The sequence below is a fragment of the Oxalobacteraceae bacterium OTU3CINTB1 genome, from assembly GCA_024123955.1.
In the GTDB taxonomy this organism is placed as follows: Bacteria; Pseudomonadota; Gammaproteobacteria; order Burkholderiales; family Burkholderiaceae_D; genus Rugamonas.
Genome location: CP099652.1, coordinates 4,956,230 through 4,970,707 on the forward strand (window position 1 = coordinate 4,956,230; position 14,478 = coordinate 4,970,707).

The 14,478-nt window shown below is 65.8% G+C and carries 11 protein-coding genes; 8 read left to right on the forward strand and 3 right to left on the reverse strand.

All coding sequences use genetic code 11. The features are described 5' to 3' along the window. The first annotated feature begins 14 nt into the window (after positions 1–14). From NHH73_21420 to NHH73_21435, 4 genes are all read left to right on the forward strand, one after another. Positions 15–2,993, forward strand: a complete 2,979-nt coding sequence (locus NHH73_21420) for a histidine kinase (protein USX25148.1) — start codon at positions 15–17, stop codon at positions 2,991–2,993. Between the two features lie 111 nt (positions 2,994–3,104). Beyond that, on the forward strand, positions 3,105–3,884 hold the full coding sequence (locus NHH73_21425; protein USX25149.1) for a 3-hydroxybutyrate dehydrogenase: 780 nt from the start codon (positions 3,105–3,107) through the stop codon (positions 3,882–3,884). A 59-nt stretch (positions 3,885–3,943) separates the two neighbouring features. Continuing rightward, a complete protein-coding gene (locus NHH73_21430) occupies positions 3,944–4,870 on the forward strand; it encodes a LysR family transcriptional regulator (GenBank protein USX25150.1) in 927 nt (308 codons plus the stop codon). Positions 4,871–4,990: 120 nt separating this feature from the next. After that, complete coding sequence (locus NHH73_21435; protein ID USX25151.1) at positions 4,991–6,232, forward strand: SGNH/GDSL hydrolase family protein; 1,242 nt, start codon at positions 4,991–4,993, stop codon at positions 6,230–6,232. A 167-nt stretch (positions 6,233–6,399) separates the two neighbouring features. Here the strand turns inward: NHH73_21435 and rpoD are convergent, their stop codons facing one another. Continuing rightward, positions 6,400–8,889, reverse strand: coding sequence for an RNA polymerase sigma factor RpoD (gene rpoD, locus NHH73_21440; GenBank protein ID USX25152.1), 2,490 nt, complete (start codon positions 8,887–8,889; stop codon positions 6,400–6,402). A 473-nt stretch (positions 8,890–9,362) separates the two neighbouring features. On the opposite strand from rpoD, the gene NHH73_21445 reads away from it, so the two are divergent. The 4 genes from NHH73_21445 (at position 9,363) to NHH73_21460 (ending at position 12,614) form a co-directional block, all read left to right on the forward strand. Continuing rightward, on the forward strand, positions 9,363–9,827 hold the full coding sequence (locus NHH73_21445; GenBank protein ID USX25153.1) for a ProQ/FINO family protein: 465 nt from the start codon (positions 9,363–9,365) through the stop codon (positions 9,825–9,827). 80 nt (positions 9,828–9,907) lie between these two features. Beyond that, positions 9,908–10,519: a 3'-5' exonuclease domain-containing protein 2 gene (locus tag NHH73_21450; GenBank protein ID USX29672.1), complete on the forward strand. Its 612-nt coding sequence runs from the start codon at positions 9,908–9,910 to the stop codon at positions 10,517–10,519. 71 nt (positions 10,520–10,590) lie between these two features. After that, positions 10,591–11,301: a cytochrome c4 gene (locus NHH73_21455; GenBank protein ID USX25154.1), complete on the forward strand. Its 711-nt coding sequence runs from the start codon at positions 10,591–10,593 to the stop codon at positions 11,299–11,301. A 14-nt stretch (positions 11,302–11,315) separates the two neighbouring features. Continuing rightward, positions 11,316–12,614: a cytochrome c gene (locus tag NHH73_21460; protein ID USX25155.1), complete on the forward strand. Its 1,299-nt coding sequence runs from the start codon at positions 11,316–11,318 to the stop codon at positions 12,612–12,614. Here the strand turns inward: NHH73_21460 and tadA are convergent. Further along, a complete protein-coding gene (gene tadA / locus NHH73_21465) occupies positions 12,611–13,732 on the reverse strand; it encodes a Flp pilus assembly complex ATPase component TadA (protein USX25156.1) in 1,122 nt (373 codons plus the stop codon). The two genes, NHH73_21460 and tadA, sit on opposite strands and share 4 nt — an antisense overlap. 28 nt (positions 13,733–13,760) lie before the next feature. Next, positions 13,761–14,405 (reverse strand): SAM-dependent methyltransferase, encoded by a 645-nt coding sequence (locus NHH73_21470; protein USX25157.1) that lies wholly within the window; start codon positions 14,403–14,405, stop codon positions 13,761–13,763. Between the last annotated feature and the right edge of the window lie 73 nt (positions 14,406–14,478).

Below are 14,478 nucleotides of genomic sequence, written 5' to 3' on the forward strand. Positions count from 1 at the left end.
TTATGCTTCTTGTCATGGACATCATCACAAGTTGGACATCCCTGCTCGCCCGCTTGCTGATGGTCGGCGCGCTATGCGCGCTGGTCCCCGCCGCGTGGGCCGCGCAGCATGCGCGCCTGCTGGGCGACTACGCGCACCGCGCCTGGACCGCCGCCCAAGGCGCGCCGGCGCAAATCCAGGCCATCACGCAAACCCCGGACGGCTGGTTGTGGCTGTCCACGCCCACCGGCTTGTACCGTTTCGACGGCGTCAATTTCGAGCGGCGCGACCAGGTCGGCGGCCATCCACTGCTGTCGACCATCGTGCTGCCGCTGCACACCGCGCCCGACGGCGGCCTGTGGGTCGGCTACCGCTTCGGCGGCGCCAGCGTGTTCAAGGACGGCAAGGCCGCGCACTACGGCGCCGACAACGGTTTTCCGCCGGGCGCCGCCCACAGCTTCACCACGGCGCCGAACGGCGTGCTCTGGGCCACCACCGCGCGCGGCCTGGCCTGGCTCGACCGCGCGCGCGACCGCTGGGTGCGGGTCGGCGCGGACGCCGGCTTCGATCCGTCCCAGGCCATCTGGCAGGTGCTGTTCGACCGCGCCGGCACGCAATGGGTCTCGACCTCGAACAGCGTTTACTACCGCCGCGCCGGCGAAACGCGCTACCGCGTCGCCAGTCCCGGCAACCTCGAGCTGGCGTCGCTGGCCGCCGCGCCCGACGGCACCGTATGGGTATCGGACGGCGGCGACGCCAACTACCGTTTGTCGCCAACGCCGCCGGTGGCCGGCGCCAGGCCGCCCAAGGCGGAACTGCCCGGCAGCGGCATGTGGTTCGACCGCGCCGGCACGATGTGGCTGGCGAGCGAAACGCATGTCGAACGGGTGCTGCCGGACGTGTTTCCCGATCCGCGCCAGCGCCTCACGCGCGACCAGGGCTTGAGCGGCCTGAGTCCGCAGACCTTTTTTGAAGACCGCGACGGCAATATCTGGTTCGGCACGGCGACCGGCCTGGACCGCTTCCGCCGCCACCGCGCCGTGCCGCTGCCGAGTAACCAGCCCATCGTCACGCCGGGCCTGGCGGCCGGCGCCGACGGCAAGGTCTGGCTCAGCAACTTCAGCACCAACGCCTGGCTGATGGACGCCGAAGGCCGCCAGCACGCCACCCTCGACAGCGGCTTCTGGAGCTCGGCGGCCAGCGCTGGCGCCCGCGCGCTCGGCAGTTACCAGGGCATCTGGCAGGCTGGCAAGCTGATTCCATCTCCGCCGGGACCGCTGCGCGACAGTTCCACCATCTACGCGCTGGCGCAAGGGCGCAACGGCGACTGGTGGGCCAGTTATCTGAATTACGACCTGTTCCGCTACCGCGACGGCAAGTGGGAGCAGCCCTATCCGGCGCTGCCGAAACTGCGCGTGATGTCGCTGCTGTCGGACAGCCGCGACCGGCTGTGGATAGGCTACCAGGGCAACCGCATGGCCGTCGTGGAAGACGGCAAGGCAAGCGTCATCGGCGCCGAGCACGGCCTGCGCATCGGCAACGTGCTGTGCATCTACGAGCGCGACGGCAACCTGTGGGTGGCCGGCGAATCGGGCGTGGCCCGCTACGACGGCCGGCGCTTCGTGCCGCTGCTGACGGCCGACGGCCACGAATTGCGCGGCATCAGCGGCATCGTCGCCACCGACGCCGGCGAACTCTGGCTGCATGGTAACGACGGCGCCTTCCGCATCCCCGCCGACCAGCTCCAGGCCTTCGTGCGCGACGGCGCCCGGGTGGCGTACGAACTGCTGGGCAGCGAAGAAGGCCTGACCGGCACCGTCCAGCCCAGCGGCCCGTTCCCGTCGATGGTGCAGGCCAGCGACGGCAAGCTGTGGCTGTCGACCACAAGCGGCGCGATGCTGATCACGCCCGGCGCCATCCGCCGCGACCCGTTGCCGCCGCCGGTCGAAATCGTCTCGGTCTCCAGCAACGGCAAGCGCTACGCCACGGCACAGCCGCTGCGCCTGCCGCAGGGGTCGAACAACCTGCACATCGCCTTCACCGCGCCGGGCCTGTCGGTGCCGGAGCGCGGCGCCTTCCGCTACCGGCTCGAGGGTGTCGACCAGGACTGGCAAACCGCCGAAGGCCGGCGCGAAGCGTTCTACACCAACCTGGCGCCGGGCGACTACCGTTTCCGGGTGATCGCCGCCAACCGCGACGGCGTATGGAACACCGAGGGCGCCGCGCTCGACATCGCACTGCCGCCGACGTTTATACAGAGCGGCTGGTTCAAGCTGCTGTGCGGGCTGCTGTTGATCGCGCTGGTGGCGCTGGCGTGGCGCTGGCGGCTGGCGCAGGTGGCAAGGCTGATCGAGGCGCGCCACCTGGAGCGCCTGAGCGAGCGCGAGCGCATCGCCCGCGCGCTGCACGACACCTTCCTGCAACAGGCGCAAGGCACGATCCTGATGATGCAGGCGGCGATGGAGCAGATACCGCCCGCCCTGCCCGCGCGCGCCGCGATGGAGCGCGGCATCGGCTATATCGAACGGGCGCTGGTCGAAGGCCGGGACGAAGTGATGGGCCTGCGCTCGGCGTCGAGCGGCGACGAGACGCTGGCCGAGGCGCTGGCATGTTTCGGCAACGGCCTGGCCGAGGTGCTGGCCGCGCGTTTCCGCCTGGCGGTGCGCGGCACGCCTTATCCACTGCCGGCGGCGCTGCGGGACGACCTGTTCGCCATCGGCCGCGAAGCGATCGGCAACGCCTTCCGCCACGCCGGCGCCGCGGAGATCCTGGTGGAACTGGATTTCGGCGCCGATGCGCTGACCTTGCAAGTGCGCGACGACGGCAAGGGCATCGCGGGCGACATCCTCGACGACGGCAAGCGGCGCGGCCATTACGGCCTGGTGGGCATGCGCGAACGCGCCGCGCGCCTGGGTGCTGAATTAAAAGTGGGCAACATCGAAACGGGCGGCGCCTTCGTCCGTGTCAGCGTGCGCTCGCCGCTGCGCGCCACGGCCGATTTTGATGCAATTTGATACATAGTCTTAACCTTCCCTTCAGCCAGGTCGTGCACTGTACGTTGGAGCATCGACATGCCCCGGCGCATGGCGTGTAATGTCAACACACCCAACCCAAGGAGCCAGCACATGAAACTGAAAGACAAAGTCTGCGTCGTCACCGGCGCCGCCAGTGGCATCGGCAAGGAAATCGCCCTGATCTACGCGCGCGAAGGCGGCAAGATCGTCATCGCCGACCTCAACCTGGAAGCGGCCCAGGCCACCGCCGACGAGCTCAAGGCCGCCGGCAGCGAGGCGATGGCGGTCGCCATGAACGTCACCGATGAAGCGCAAGTGAACGCCGGCATCGCCGCCGTGGTCGACGCCTGGGGCGGGATCGACGTGCTGGTGAGCAACGCCGGGATCCAGATCATCCACCCGGTCGAGGACTTCCCGTACGAGGACTGGAAAAAGCTGCTGTCGATCCACCTCGACGGCGCCTTCCTCACCACCAAGGCCTGCCTGCCGCACATGTACAAGGCCGGCAGCGGCAGCGTCATCTACATGGGTTCGGTGCACTCGAAGGAAGCCTCCAAGCTCAAGTCCGCCTACGTCACGGCCAAACACGGGCTGATCGGCCTGGCCAAGGCCGTCTCGAAGGAAGGCGCCGAGCACGGCGTACGCGCCAACGTCATCTGCCCCGGCTTCGTGCGCACGCCGCTGGTGGACAAGCAGATCCCCGAGCAAGCCAAGAGCCTGGGCATCTCCGAGGACGACGTCATCAAAAAGGTCATGCTGGCCGACACCGTCGACGGCAAGTTCACCACGGTGGAAGACGTCGCCGAAGTCGCGCTGCTGTTCGCCAGCTTCCCATCGAACGCGCTCACGGGCCAATCGCTGGTCGTCAGCCACGGCTGGTTCATGCAATAAACTCCGGGGTCAGGCCCGCCTGATAGAATCGCGCCCATCGTCATTCAACGGCCGACCCCTTGGAAAAAATAGCGAACTTAAACCTGCTGCGCTCGCTCGACGCGCTGCTGGAGACCCGCAACTTGACCCTGGCGGCGACCATGCTGGGGCTGACGCAGTCGGCGCTCAGCCGCCAGTTGGCGCAATTGCGCACCCAGTTCGACGATCCGCTGCTGATCCGCGAGGGCCAGCGCTTCTTGCTGACGCAGCGGGCGCAAGCCCTGCGCGGACCGCTCAAGGCCACCCTGCTCACGCTCGAATCGATGATGGACGGCCCGGCATTCGACGCCGCCACCTGCGCGCGCACGTTCTCGATCGCCGGTTCCGATTATCTGGCCGACCACATGCTGCCGCCGCTGGTGGAGGCCATTGCCGCGAACGCGCCGCGCGCCGGCGTGTCCTTCCATCTCTGGGAGGCCGGCTACTATCGCCTGCTCAGCGACGAAGGCGTCGACCTGGTGGCCACCATCGCCGATATCGTGCCGGACAACCTGCACGGCCGCGCCATGGGCGAGGACAGGCCGGTGTGCGCCATGCGCGTGACGCACCCGCTGGCGGGACAACCCTTGACATTGGCCGATTACACACGCTGGCCGCACGCCCGCATCACCGGCGGCAGCGACAAGGACGGCTTCGTCGACCAGGCGCTGGCCCGCCAGGGCCTGCGCCGCGACGTCCGGCTGGTCGTACCGTTTTTCTCGTCGGCGCTGCGCATCGTCCGCGACAACGACCTGCTGCTGACCATCCCCGAGCACATCGCCATCAAGCTGGCGGCGCAGGCGCCCATCGTTTGGCAGCCATTGCCGTTCGACGCGCCCGTTTACCGCTACTGGCTGTTATGGCACGCCCGCAATCACCAGGACCCGGCGCATCAATGGTTCCGGCATCAGGTGTTCGACGTAATGCACCGGTTCGACCACGGCATTACCCACTTCAATGCCGAGTAAACGGCGGCATGGCCGCCATGCCCAGCGCGCATACCCACTATGCGGCGCCAGGCGTTGATCGAATGGCATGACTTCCGTAGACTGAAGAGATTACATTTTTAACAGTCACGGATTCGATCAATGAAACCTGCACGTCCACGCGCCACCGCCGCACTGCTCACGCTGGCGCTCACCCTTGGCGGAGGCTGGGCGCCGGCCATGTCGGCGACGCCACCGAACTGGGTCGCGACCTGGACCGCCGCTCCCGACCGCACGGGGCCCGCGCTGCAGCCACAAACAATCCGCCAGGTCGTGCGCGCCAGCGTCGGCGGCGGCAGCGTACGCGTGCGCCGGTCCCACCTCCACGGGACCGGCGCCGTCAGCATCGGCGCCGCGCATGTGGCGCTGCGGGCGGCCGGCTCGGCGATCGACCCGGGCAGCGACCGCGTACTGACCTTCAATGGCAAGCCGGCGGTGACCATTGCCGGCGGCGCCAGCGTTCTGAGCGACGCCCTCGAGATGGACCTGGCGCCGTTGCGGGAACTGGCGGTCAGCCTGTACCTGCCCGCCGGCGCGGCCACCTCCACCATCCACGGCGCCGGCATGCAGACCGCGTACATCCTGCGCGGGACCGACGCGACGGCCGCGATCAGCTTCGCCGGCACGGAGACCGACGATAGCCGCTATTTCCTCACCGATGTAGAGGTGGCCTCCGGCCGCAAGGCGCACGCCATCGTGGTGCTGGGCGATTCGATCGCCGACGGCATCGGTTCGAAGGACGACGCCAACGCGCGCTGGCCGGACCTGCTGGCCGAACGCCTGGCGAAGTCGTCGACCGCCGTCGTCAACGCGGGCATCGCCGGCAACCGGCTGCTGAATGGTCCAAGCAAGCCGTTTGTCGGGCCAAGCGCGCTGGCGCGGTTTCAGCGCGATGCGCTCGATAAGCCGGGCGTGCGCTGGATCGTGCTGCACGAAGGAATCAACGACATCAGCGCCGGCGATATGCTGGCGTCGCCGGCCGAGCAGGTGTCGGCGCGGCAGATTATCGAGGGCATGCAGACCTTGATACGGCTGGCGCATGCGCAAGGGGTGAAGATGTGCGGCGGGACTTTGCTGCCGTATGGCGGCGTCGGCAAGCCGTTCGTGCATTCCGATGCGGCCGAGGCGAAGCGGCAGGCGGTCAATGCGTGGATACGCGGATCGGGCGAGTTTGACGCGGTGGTCGATTTCGACAAGGCGCTGCGCGATCCGGAGCGGCCGTCGCGGTTGCTGGCCGCCTTCGATAGCGGGGATCATCTGCACCCGAACGATCGCGGTTATCGGGCGATGGCGGAGGCGGCCGCGACCGCGTTAAATTTCGTGGAGACACGTAGGGCGGATTAGGCGACACGCCGTAATCGGCCATTTTCGAGCCGCCGACGACGCATGCATGGCCGATTACGCTTCGCTAATCCGCCCTACGTGTCTCCGGGGTGATACGCGTGCGGTGGCCATTTGCCGGACAAAAAAAGGGAGGCACATGGCCTCCCTTCTGTTTGGTTGTCCGACGCTTAGTTCTGCGTCAGGAAGGTCTTCAGCTTGTCCGAGCGCGACGGCTGGCGCAGCTTGCTCATGGCCTTCGCTTCGATCTGGCGAATCCGCTCGCGCGTCACGTCGAACTGCTTGCCCACTTCTTCCAGCGTGTGGTCGTTCGACATTTCCACGCCATAACGCATGCGCAGCACTTTCGCTTCGCGCGGGGTCAGCGAGTCCAGCACTTCCTTGATGACGTTGCGCATCGAGGCGTGCAGCGCGGCGTCCAGCGGGGCCAACGTGGTGTTGTCCTCGATGAAGTCGCCCAGCTGCGAATCGCCGTCCTCGCCCATCGGCGTTTCCATCGAGATCGGCTCTTTGGCGATCTTCATGATTTCGCGCACTTTGTTTTCCGGCATTTCCATCTTGACGGCCAACGTCGCCAGATCCGGCTCGCTGCCGGTTTCCTGCATGATCTGACGCGAGATGCGGTTCATCTTGTTGATCGTTTCGATCATGTGCACTGGCACGCGGATGGTGCGGGCCATGTCGGCGATCGAACGGGTGATGGCCTGGCGAATCCACCAGGTCGCATACGTCGAGAACTTGTAGCCGCGACGGTATTCGAACTTGTCGACCGCCTTCAACAGACCGATGTTGCCTTCCTGGATCAGATCGAGGAACTGCAGGCCGCGGTTGATGTACTTCTTGGCGATCGAAATCACCAGACGCAAGTTGGCGACCGTCATTTCACGCTTGGCCTGGCGCGCGCGTTTTTCACCGGCGGCCATCTGCTTGTTGATCTTGCGCAGGTCGGCCAATGGCAGCGCTACGCGGGCTTGCAGGTCGATCATTTTCTTTTGCAGCTCTTTCACGGCCGGCACGTTACGGCCCAGGATGGCGCTGTACGGATAAGCCGAATCGACTTCGCCGTCGACCCAGTCCAGGTCCGTCTCGTTGCCCGGGAACGCCTTGATGAAGTGGGCGCGCGGCATGCCGCATTTGTTCACGCACAGCTCCAGCACGGCGCGCTCGATGTGGCGCACTTCTTCCATCTGGCCGCGCAGGGTGTCGCACAGCTTTTCGACCACCTTGGCGGTGAAGCGGATGCCCAGCAGTTCGGCCGAGATGGCTTCCTGCGCGGCGACATAGGCCTTCGAGCCGTAACCGCCGGCGGCCTTGCGCATCTTGTCGTACTGGGTCGAGATGACGTCGAACTTTTCCAGCGCGGCTTTTTTCAGCTGCGCCAGTTGCTCGGTCGAGAAGCCGGCCGCGCCGCCATTGGCGTCGCCGTCTTCTTCCTCGACTTCTTCTTCCTCTTCCTCGTCATCCTCCGACGGCGCGGCAGGCGCGGCGGCCACGGCCGGCGCGTTGTTCGCTTCGTTCAGGTCGACGAAACCGTCCACCACTTCGTCCACCTTGAGCTCGTCCGCTTCGATCTTGCGGGCCAGCGCGACGATCTCGGCGATCGTGGTCGGGCAGGCGGAAATGGCCTGGATCATGTCCTTCAAGCCGCCTTCGATACGCTTGGCGATCTCGATCTCGCCTTCGCGCGTCAGCAGCGCCACGGCGCCCATCTCACGCATGTACATGCGGACCGGGTCGGTGGTGCGGCCGAAGTCGGAGTCGACCGTCGACAGCGCGGTCGCGGCGGCCGCTTCGACTTCGTCGTCGGAGGTGACGGTGGCCACGCTGTCGGTCAGCAGCAGCGATTCGGCGTCCGGGGCGCGCTCATAAATGGCGATGCCCATGTCGTTGAAGGTCGCGATGATGCCTTCGATCGCTTCCGGATCGACGATGTTTTCCGGCAACTGGTCGTTGATCTCGGCGTAGGTCAGGAAGCCGCGCTCCTTGCCCATGTTGATCAGGTTCTTGATCTGGTTGCGGCGGCGCTCCAGGTCCTCGGCCGAGCTTTTCGGATCCATGCCCAGCATGTCGGCGGCGCCGCCCTTGGCTTTGCGCTCGCGCGCTTTCGACACGGCCTTCAGTTCGGCGCGCTCGACGGCGTTCAACGCCGCGACTTCGTCGTTTTCCGGCGTGAATTCGGACGGCTTGCGGCCACGGCGGCCAGGCACCTTGACGCTCGGCAGCAGATAGCCGGAGGTGTCGATCGACGCCAAGGTGGCGGCATCGGTGACCTGGCTGACGGCCGGACCGGCGGTGACGATGGTCAGCGGCGCCGGATCGGCGGCCACCTTGACAGCCTTGACCAGTTTGGACTTCGGCGCGGCCTTGACCACCACCGTGTCGGCGACCGGCTCGTCGGCCGCGACGGCGCCGGCGAGCGCGCCCTTGCGCGCCACCTTGACGGTCTTGACCGGCGACTCGACGGCCACCTGCGCCTCGGCCTGGGCCGCTTCGGCGGCGGCGCTCAGACGCGTTTTCTTCTTGACTACCGTTACTTTGCTCGCTGCCTCTTGCGCATTATCGATCACATAGGATAGAGTCGTCTTTGGCACCACCAGCGGAGCGGAGCTGGTGCGGGCGGCCTTGACGGACAACGTTAAAGTTTTCGGCGTTTTTGTCATTAAAAGTCTCTCAATGCGTATTCGCCAGAAAATACAAAATGCCATAGCCCGCGCCGACCGTTACCAGTGCGCATGGATGGAAATGTTGTAATTTAGCTGACGATTATCTGCGGAATAAAAAAAGCCCGCTTCCAGCAACGGGCTTGTTTCTCTTTTCAGTGAAGAATGAGGAGAGGGCAAAGTATGCCGTATAGCGAGACATCAGGATAATGAATAAATCACATATCCGACATCCTAAAACCATATAACAAGGGCACATGCCCGTGTCAGACCGATCGCATCCTGTACCAAACTGAAACGCACCGCCCTGCAATTGGTGCGTCAAGCATTATACACGTTTTAGGCCGGCGCCGCACCTGCCGTCCATCTGCCGTTGGCCGGAGTGTGAGCAAACCGGCACGCTAGCCTAAAAGGCACTGCAATCCCGGAGGGCGCATGATATGCTGGCGCCTCTTGCTTAACCTACGAAGTCGATGAACACTAGCCTTACCCCTCAGCCTTTGGCGACCGAGCCAGCCGCATCCGCTCCGGCCACCGCGGCCCTGACCCCGCGCACCCTGTTGAAACAGCTGCAAACCCAATTCCCGGCATTCCGCGATTTTCTGCCGTTGTCGATCGGTATCGACAAGCAGATCCTGGCGATCATGCCCGAACTGGATCGCAAGACCATGCGCTCGGCGCTGGGCATCCACACCGGCTCGCTGCGTTACCTGAAAGTGATGGAAAAAGCCAAGGTGCGCCATGACCTCGACGGCACGCCCGGCGCCGAAGTCACCGACACGCACCGCGCCCACGCCACCCAGGTATTGCAGGAGCGCTTCAAGAAAGAAGCCGAACGCAAGAAGGCCGAACGCGACGCCGTGGCGGCCGAAGAAGCGGCCCGCGTGCGCACCGACAAACTGAACCAGCTGACCGCGAAATTCTCGCGCAAGGGTTAAGTTTGGCCGAGTTGCCCGCTCAGTCGCCTGGTCACCGGCATGCACCGGCGGCGGAGGCCGAGCTTCCGCCCTACGTCGGCCTGCGGATCGCCGATGTGCAACTGGTGACAACCCCGGAGCATGCGCTTGCCGCCCGCGCCGCCCTGCTGGCGGCCGACGCCATCGGCTTCGACACCGAATCGAAGCCGACGTTTGTCAAAGGCGAGACGTCCACCGGCCCCCACCTGATTCAATTTTCCACCGACGACAAAGCCTATCTGTTCCAGATCGGCGGCAGCACGCCGGCGCACACGCTCGAGCTGCTGCAAGCGATCCTCGAACAGCCGGCGCCGCTCAAGGTCGGCTTCGGCCTGTCCGACGACGTCAAGCGGCTGCACGCCAAGCTGGCGATCCGCGCCGCCGGCGTGGTGGACTTGTCGGTGGCGTTGCGCACGCCGGGCCAACGCAACGACCTCGGCGCCAAGACGGCGGTGGCCAAGTTCTTCGGACAGAAGCTGCAAAAATCCAAGAAGATTTCCACAACCAATTGGGCGCTGCCGCGCCTGAACGACAAGCAGATCCTGTACGCCGCCGACGACGCCCAGGTGGCGCTGCGCGTGTACCGGCACTGGATCGCCAACGGCGGCAAGCTGCCGCCGCTGCGGCCGGTCAAGCTGCCGCGCGCGCCCAAGCCGCCGCAACCTGACGCTTAGACGTTCTGTCCACTGTCGTTTCTGGCAACACCGGGGTATCCTGTCTGGAATAATCAGGGACCAGGAACGGTATGCTTACTTTTTCCATCATACGATTGGCCGCGCTGCTGGCGCTGAGCCTGCCTGTGGCCGCCGCCACGCCGCCGGACACCCTGGAGCAGCGCGTGGCCGCCTGCATCGCCTGCCATGCGGTCAAGGAGCGCAGCGACGCCTTTTTCCCGCGCATCTCCGGCAAGCCGGCCGGCTACCTGTATAACCAGCTGCTCAATTTCCGCGAGGGCCGCCGCAATTATCCGATGATGACCTACATGGTCGACCATCTGCCCGACGCCTACCTGCGCGAGATCGCCGACTACTTCGCCGCCCAGCATCCGCCCTACCCGCCCGCCCAGGCCGGCAGCGGCGACAACGCCGGCGCCGCCAGCCTGGCGCGCGGCGAAGCGCTGGTGCGGCACGGCGATCCGGCCAAAAAAATCCCCGCCTGCGTCGGCTGCCACGGCGCCGCGCTGTACGGCGTCGAACCGGCCATTCCGGGACTGATCGGCCTGCCCAGCGATTACATCAATGCCCAGTTCGGCGCGTGGAAGAGCCACGTGCGCCGCGCCGCCGCGCCCGACTGCATGGCCGACATCGCCGGCAAACTGAGCGTGGCCGACGTGGCCGCCGTCTCCGCCTGGCTCAGCAAGCAACCGCCCGACGCCGCCGCCCGCCCGGCCAGCGCCGCCAGTATCGCCATGCCGTTGCCCCAGCCATGCGGCAGCGTGCCGGGTGGCGCCAAATGAGCGCGGGGACGACGATGACGAAAAAAATCTTTTATACGCTGGCGGGACTGGTCGGGTTGGTCGTGGCCGGCGTGCTCTTCATGATGTTCCGTACCGGTGGCGACGATATCGGTCCGCCGCCGAGCGTGACCGCAAAATTGTCAGCCACCGAGAAAATCGCCCGTGGCGCTTATCTAGCGAAGGCCGGCGACTGCATGGCGTGCCACACCACGCGCGGCGGCCAGCAATACGCCGGTGGCCGCGCGCTCAAAACGCCGTTCGGCAGCGTGGTCTCGCCCAACATCACGTCGGACAAGGCCACCGGCATCGGCGGCTGGAGCGCCGACGACTTCTGGCTCGCGCTGCACAACGGCAAATCGAAAGACGGGCGGCTGTTGTACCCCGCCTTCCCGTACACCAATTACACCCGCATCACGCGCGACGACTCGGACGCGCTGTACGCGTACTTCCAGTCGGTGCCGGCCGTCAGCCAGGCCAACCAGCCGCATGAATTGCGTTTCCCGTACAACCAGCAGATCATGCTGGCGGCGTGGCGCGCGCTGTACTTCAAGCCGGCGGTGTTCCGTCCAGAGACCGGGCAGTCGGTGGACTGGAACCGGGGCGCCTACCTGGTGCAGGGCCTGGGACATTGCAGCGCCTGCCACAGTCCGCGCAACGCGCTGGGCGCGGTAAGCGGATCGAGCGGCGACAGCCTGTCGGGCGGATTGATACCGGTGCTGGGCTGGTACGCGCCGTCGCTGAACTCGGATGCCGAAGCGGGCCTGGGCGACTGGCAACAAGACCACCTCGCCGCGCTGCTGAAGACCGGCGTCTCGCCACGCGCCACTGTGTTCGGTCCGATGGCGGAGGTGGTCCGGGAAAGCCTGCAACATCTGAACGACAGCGACATCAACGCGATGGCGACGTATTTGCGCGCCTTGCCGGCGCAAGGCGTCAAGTCGGAGTTCGAGCGCGACAAGGGGCCGCAGGCGACGGCGTTCCTGACGGCGGGCGCCAAGCTGTACGCGCAGCACTGCGCCGAGTGCCATGGGGATGGCGGCGCCGGCATGCCGCCGGGCTATCCGCCGCTGGCGGGCAACCGCGCGCTGACGATGGAGCAGGCGGTCAATCCGATTCGCATCGTGCTCAACGGCGGCTTCGCGCCAGGCACGGCCGGCAATCCGCGTCCGTACAGCATGCCGCCGTTCGGCCACGTGCTCAACGACAACGAGGTGGCGCAAGTCGTATCCTACCTGCGCAGCGCCTGGGGCAACAATGCCCCGCCCGTCGATGGCAACGAGGTCAACCGATACCGGGCGATTCCGCTGGATTAATGGTGCTCGGCGAAGCCGATGCGGTCGGTGGTGGCGTTGCGGGCGTCGTCGATGCCGATCTTGCCTTCGGCCAGCAGCACGCGCAGCGACGCGTTCATCGTGTGGCAGCCTTCGCTGGTCTTGCCGGCCATCCACCCGCGCAGCGCCGACAGCTGCCCGCCGGCGATCATCTCGACCACCTCAGGGTTGGAGGTCAGGCATTCGGTGGCGAGGTAGTAGCGCTCCCCTTCCACCGACGGCAGCAACGCCTGGCACAGCACGCCGCGCAAAGCGTGCGCCAGCGCCTGCGACTGCGCCTCGGAGTTGCCCAGCAGCCGCACCATCTTCTGCAAGCCCAGCTCGGTCGAGCGCGCATGCAGCGAGGCCAGCACGAGCGGACCGGATTCGGCCAGCGCCAGCGCCTCCTGCGCCGTTTGGGCATCGCGGATCTCGCCGATGACGATGACGTCGGGGCGCTCGCGCAGCGCGTCCAGCGCGCCGAGATAGAAACTCTCGACGTCGCCGTCAAACCCCACCTCGCGCTGCGTGATGACGCACTGGCGCTGCGGGATCAGGGTTTCGACCGGGTCTTCGATGGTGATGATGTGGCCGGAACGGTGCTTGTTGATCTCGTCGAGCATCGAGGCGATGGTGGTCGACTTGCCCTGGCAGGTGTCGCCAATAATCAACACCAGACCGCTGGTCAGCTTGGCGAAGTTCTGCTCATGCCGGCGCAGGCCCAGTTCGTTGAGCGGCATCGGCTCCTTCGGGAAGCGGCGGATCACGCAGCCGAGCCGCTTCTTGCCCTGGAAAGTGAAACAGTTGGCGCGGATGCGCGCCGTGTGCAGGTCGACCGCGCGGTCGAAGGCGCGGTCCTGGATGCGCTCGGACCAGTTCGGTTCGACGACCTCGAAGAACTCTTCCAGCTCCTCGCGCGTGATCGGCGAATCGGTCACCGCCACCAGCCCCTTGGGCTGGCGCAGCAGGAGCGGACTGTTTTGATGGATCAGGATGTCGCTGAAAATGAGCTTGGAGTTCAGCAGGTGCAGAATCTGTTGTACCAGCGTGCCGAAAACCGGGTGGTCTTCGTTCTCGATATAGGTCAGCGTGCGTATTTGCGACGACAGGTAATTATCCATCTGATCAGTGCTCTCCGGGGCATGGGCATTAGCTCTTCAGCTTCGGATATTTGAAGCCGGTGCATAAGTCCATACTGTAACGCTGATTGCCTTCGAGCACCAGTACGTGTTCGGGCGGCTCCTCGCCTGCCAGCGCGCCGGAGAACAACGGCAGGCCCTCGCCCTTACGGATCAGGTCGTCACAACGCTCGTAGACGTTGGGGCAGCCGGTCTCCGCCAGCAGGGCCTGCACGATCGGCACTTTCCAGGCGTCGACGCCGCCGGACTGGAACTGGCAGATCAGATAACCGTCGACTCCGCCCCAGCCGTGCACCAGCAGGCCGGACAGGCCGTCGTCCTCGCCCAGGATCACCGGCACCAGCGCGTTGGGGCCGGCGGCGCGGATGGCGGCGGCGCGCTTGGCGACGGCGGCCTTGACGCGGCGCTTCATCATCGCGTGGTCGACCGGCTCGTCCTCCTTGTAGCTCCACATGCGGGCCCGGATCTGCGACTTGGAGTTATAGGCGGCGCGGCCGATGAACTGGCGCGCGGAGCTTTGCACGATCGCGGTCGAGCCCGGTTTCATTTTTTCCTGCGGTTTGCCGTCGACCTTGTCGATCGCGGTCGGGTAGATCCAGGGGTCGCCGGCCAGCAAGCTCTTTTCCTTGCCCTGTTTGATGGTGATGATAAGCATGTGATTCCAGATAGGTGTCGCGATGGTGATGCGAGGGTTTTGCGGGATAGGCCGAATGATACCTCATGCCGGT

Bases quoted from the DNA above. Each gene is read 5' to 3' on its own strand.
- NHH73_21420 (USX25148.1), top strand. From the start codon at position 15: ATGGACATCATCACAAGTTGGACATCCCTGCTCGCCCGCTTGCTGATG.
- NHH73_21425 (USX25149.1), top strand. From the start codon at position 3,105: ATGAAACTGAAAGACAAAGTCTGCGTCGTCACCGGCGCCGCCAGTGGC.
- NHH73_21435 (USX25151.1), top strand. From the start codon at position 4,991: ATGAAACCTGCACGTCCACGCGCCACCGCCGCACTGCTCACGCTGGCG.
- rpoD (USX25152.1), bottom strand. From the start codon at position 8,889: ATGACAAAAACGCCGAAAACTTTAACGTTGTCCGTCAAGGCCGCCCGC.
- NHH73_21445 (USX25153.1), top strand. From the start codon at position 9,363: ATGAACACTAGCCTTACCCCTCAGCCTTTGGCGACCGAGCCAGCCGCA.
- NHH73_21455 (USX25154.1), top strand. From the start codon at position 10,591: ATGCTTACTTTTTCCATCATACGATTGGCCGCGCTGCTGGCGCTGAGC.
- NHH73_21460 (USX25155.1), top strand. From the start codon at position 11,316: ATGACGAAAAAAATCTTTTATACGCTGGCGGGACTGGTCGGGTTGGTC.
- tadA (USX25156.1), bottom strand. From the start codon at position 13,732: ATGGATAATTACCTGTCGTCGCAAATACGCACGCTGACCTATATCGAG.
- NHH73_21470 (USX25157.1), bottom strand. From the start codon at position 14,405: ATGCTTATCATCACCATCAAACAGGGCAAGGAAAAGAGCTTGCTGGCC.